Genomic DNA, 3,092 nt, shown 5'->3' on the forward strand with positions numbered 1-3,092 from the left:
CCTTGTCCCTTGCGGCTTCGCGATTCTCGCCGCGCTCGACCAGCGGTTCGGCGACGACGTCGAGCGCCGAGACGCGCGGCACGGTGCGCAGGAACTGGCTGACATAGCCGATCGTTTGCCGGCGTATGGCCAGCACGGTGCGCGGGCTGGCGGTGGCGAGGTCGATCAGCCCATCATCATGCGTGACGATGATCTGGCCTTCGTCGACGGCGTAGTTGCCGTAGAGCATCTTCAGGATCGAGCTCTTGCCGGCACCGGAAGGACCGCCGAGCACGGTGCATTCGCCAGCCCTGATCGAGAACGAGACACCGGCGACAACAGGCAGTTTGATGCCGTCGCGCAGGTGCATGGTGAAACTCTTGGCGACGTCGGAGACAACGAGGGGGGTTGCCATCAGAAGGGCCTCCAATTGTCGTTCGTTTGCGGGCCAACGCCTCCCTCTGCCTTGCCAGGCATCTCCCCCTCAAGGGGGGAGATCGGCAGCTTTCTCGTTGCGCTTGTTCTGCAACGTTGGAGAGTGGCGAAACCGAGGACGATAGCCAATCTCCCCCCTTGAGGGGGAGATGGCCGGCAGGCCAGAGGGGGGTGCCTTGGCGCCATCGTCAAACCTGCAAAATCGAGGAAACAAGCAATTGCGTGTAAGGCGCGCGCGGGTCGTCGAGCACGCGGTCGGTGAGGCCGCTTTCGACGACGCGGCCGTCCTTCATCACCATCATGCGCTGCGACAAGAGCCGCGCCACGGCAAGGTCGTGGGTGACGACGATGGCCGCCAGACCGAGATCGGTGACCAGACCACGCAGCAGGTCGAGCAGGCGGGCTTGCACCGAGACATCGAGGCCGCCTGTTGGCTCATCCATGAACACCAGGCGCGGCCCGGTGACGAGGTTGCGGGCAATCTGCAGGCGCTGGCGCATGCCGCCGGAAAAGGCGCGGGGCTCGTCGTCGATGCGGTCCTCGTCGATCTCGACGCGCGACAGCCAGTCGACGGCGGTGGCGCGGATCCTGCCGTAGTGACGGTCGCCGACCGCCATCAGCCGCTCGCCGACATTGGCGCCCGCCGACACCGTCATGCGCAGGCCGTCGGCGGGGTTCTGATGGACAAAACCCCAGTCGGTGCGCATCAGGAAGCGGCGCTCGGCCTCGCTCATGCGGTAGAGCTCGCGGAACTGGCCGTCGCGCATGCGGTAGCTGGCGGTGCCGGAGCTCGGCAGCAGCCGGGTCGACAGGCAGTTGAGCAGCGTCGTCTTGCCGGAGCCGGATTCGCCGACGACAGCCAGGACTTCGCCCGGCCACAGGTCGAAGGAGACGTTGTCGCAGCCGACGCGCGAACCGTAGAATTTAGAAAGTGCTGCGACACGCAGCAGCGGTTCGTCGGTCATTGCGCCGGCTCCCTTGTTCCCGAGGCAAGATGGTTTTCCGGGGCAAGATGGCCGCGATAGCCGTCCGCTCGCCGCTTCTCGCAATGGTCCGTGTCGGAGCAGACGAACATGTGGCCGCCATGGTCGTCGAGGATGACTTCGTCGAGATAGACGTTCTCGGCCGCGCACAGCGCGCAGGGCTGGTCGAAGGTCTGGACCTCGAACGGATGATCCTCGAAGTCGAGGCTGACCACTTCGGTGAAAGGCGGCACCGCGTAGATGCGCTTTTCGCGGCCGGCGCCAAACAGCTGCAGGGCCGGCGAGCGGTGCATCTTGGGATTGTCGAATTTCGGCGTCGGCGAGGGGTCCATCACATAGCGGCCCTCGACCTTGACCGGATAGGCATAGGTGGTGGCGATGCGGCCGTGCTTGGCGATGTCCTCGTAGAGCTTGACGTGCATGAGGCCATATTCCTCCAGCGCGTGCATTTTGCGCGTTTCGGTCTCGCGCGGTTCGAGGAAGCGCAGGGGTTCGGGGATCGGCACCTGGTAGACCAGCACCTGGGCCGCCGTCAGCGGATGCTCGGGAATGCGGTGGCGGGTCTGGATGATTGTGGCGCTGGCAGTGTCGGTCGTCACCGCGACATTGGCGACCTTCTTGAAGAAGGCGCGGATCGACACCGCATTGGTGGTGTCGTCGGCGCCCTGGTCGATGACCTTCAGCACATCGTCCGGGCCGATGATCGAAGCGGTGACCTGGACGCCGCCGGTGCCCCAGCCGTAGGGCATCGGCATTTCGCGCGAAGCGAACGGCACCTGGTAGCCGGGAATGGCGATGCCCTTGAGGATCGCCCGGCGGATCATCCTTTTGGTCTGCTCGTCGAGATAGGCGAAGTTGTAGGTGGCGATGTCGGTCATGGCGATCACATCCACATTGTGCTATCGAATTGGCGTCCAGGACGCGGATACAGGGGCGAATTCAGATGAACTCGACCGGATGGATGCATCTCGGAATTCTGTTGGTGGTGTTCGCCGGCGTCGTTCTCTTCTTCCTTCGGCGCATGATTCTGCCCGGCCCCAAAGAAGGCTCTCAAGGTGAGTCCGTGGGCGTCGGCAATGGTGATTACTCCGGGTATGACGGCTATGGCGGTCATTCCCACGATGGTGGCGGCCATGGTGGCGTCGGGCACTAAATTCATTCCGCAGCCTCCGATCCCCTGGCATAGCGCGCCAGCCGCTCATTGAGCGTGCCGGTGTGCAGTTCGAACATGTGGTTGTCTTCGTCGTAGAAATAGATCGAGCGGCCTTCACCCTCGACGCGCGGGCGCGGCGGGCGCATGTCGAGGCCGAGCCTGCCGATGCGCTCGGCATAGCGGTCGAAATCGGCGTCATCGATCTTGAAGGCGATGTGGTTGTAGCTGCGCTCCGGCAAGGGTTCGCCCTCCATGATGGCGACCCAGATGTCACCGATCAGGAAGAATTTTTCGGGCGACAGCGAGAACTGCCTGGCGTCGCTGACATAGACTTCGCGTGCGTCGAATACGCCCTCGAGGATTTCGGTCATCCGCTCGAGATCGCGGACGATGAAGGTCATGTGGGAAAGGCCCTCGATCATTCCGCGGCCTCCCGCTTCTCTTCGACCTTCACGGGGTTTTGGCGGGCGTCATATTCGGCACGCATGCGGCGCACGAGATCGAGTTCGGCCTGGAAATCGACATAGTGCGGCAGCTTCAGA

General features: G+C 63.7%; 5 protein-coding genes and 1 pseudogene. 1 reads left to right on the forward strand and 5 read right to left on the reverse strand.

The window, feature by feature from the left end; all coding sequences use genetic code 11:
- The 3 genes from EN879_RS29870 to EN879_RS29885 form a co-directional block, all read right to left on the reverse strand.
- Window positions 1-394 (reverse strand): ATP-binding cassette domain-containing protein (locus EN879_RS29870; protein ID WP_127274441.1); only part of this gene is annotated, 394 nt, incomplete at its 3' end.
- Window positions 395-602: 208 nt separating this feature from the next.
- On the reverse strand, window positions 603-1,379 hold the full coding sequence (gene phnK, locus EN879_RS29880; protein WP_013529518.1) for a phosphonate C-P lyase system protein PhnK: 777 nt from the start codon (window positions 1,377-1,379) through the stop codon (window positions 603-605).
- Complete coding sequence (locus EN879_RS29885) at window positions 1,376-2,275, reverse strand: alpha-D-ribose 1-methylphosphonate 5-phosphate C-P-lyase PhnJ (RefSeq protein ID WP_063170339.1); 900 nt, start codon at window positions 2,273-2,275, stop codon at window positions 1,376-1,378. Before EN879_RS29885 ends, phnK begins: the two co-directional genes overlap by 4 nt.
- 65 nt (window positions 2,276-2,340) lie before the next feature.
- Between EN879_RS29885 and EN879_RS39145 the strand changes: the two genes are divergently transcribed.
- The gene (locus EN879_RS39145; RefSeq protein ID WP_063169036.1) at window positions 2,341-2,550 is read left to right on the forward strand and encodes a hypothetical protein; all 210 of its coding nucleotides are present in this window, start codon (window positions 2,341-2,343) and stop codon (window positions 2,548-2,550) included.
- Between the two features lie 2 nt (window positions 2,551-2,552).
- Here EN879_RS39145 and fosX read toward each other — a convergent pair whose 3' ends face one another.
- The gene (fosX, locus tag EN879_RS29895; protein WP_063169035.1) at window positions 2,553-2,972 is read right to left on the reverse strand and encodes a FosX/FosE/FosI family fosfomycin resistance hydrolase; all 420 of its coding nucleotides are present in this window, start codon (window positions 2,970-2,972) and stop codon (window positions 2,553-2,555) included.
- Window positions 2,969-3,092 (reverse strand): annotated as a pseudogene (locus EN879_RS29900) (carbon-phosphorus lyase complex subunit PhnI); the annotation flags it as partial. The pseudogene EN879_RS29900 and the gene fosX, both read right to left, overlap by 4 nt.

Source organism: Mesorhizobium sp. M7A.F.Ca.AU.002.02.1.1, assembly GCF_003998535.1.
GTDB lineage: Bacteria > Pseudomonadota > Alphaproteobacteria > Rhizobiales > Rhizobiaceae > Mesorhizobium > Mesorhizobium ciceri.

Excerpts from the sequence above, each read along its gene's own strand:
- phnK (WP_013529518.1), bottom strand. The coding sequence starts at position 1,379 with ATGACCGACGAACCGCTGCTGCGTGTCGCAGCACTTTCTAAATTCTAC.
- EN879_RS29885 (WP_063170339.1), bottom strand. The coding sequence starts at position 2,275 with ATGACCGACATCGCCACCTACAACTTCGCCTATCTCGACGAGCAGACC.
- EN879_RS39145 (WP_063169036.1), top strand. The coding sequence starts at position 2,341 with ATGAACTCGACCGGATGGATGCATCTCGGAATTCTGTTGGTGGTGTTC.
- fosX (WP_063169035.1), bottom strand. The coding sequence starts at position 2,972 with ATGATCGAGGGCCTTTCCCACATGACCTTCATCGTCCGCGATCTCGAG.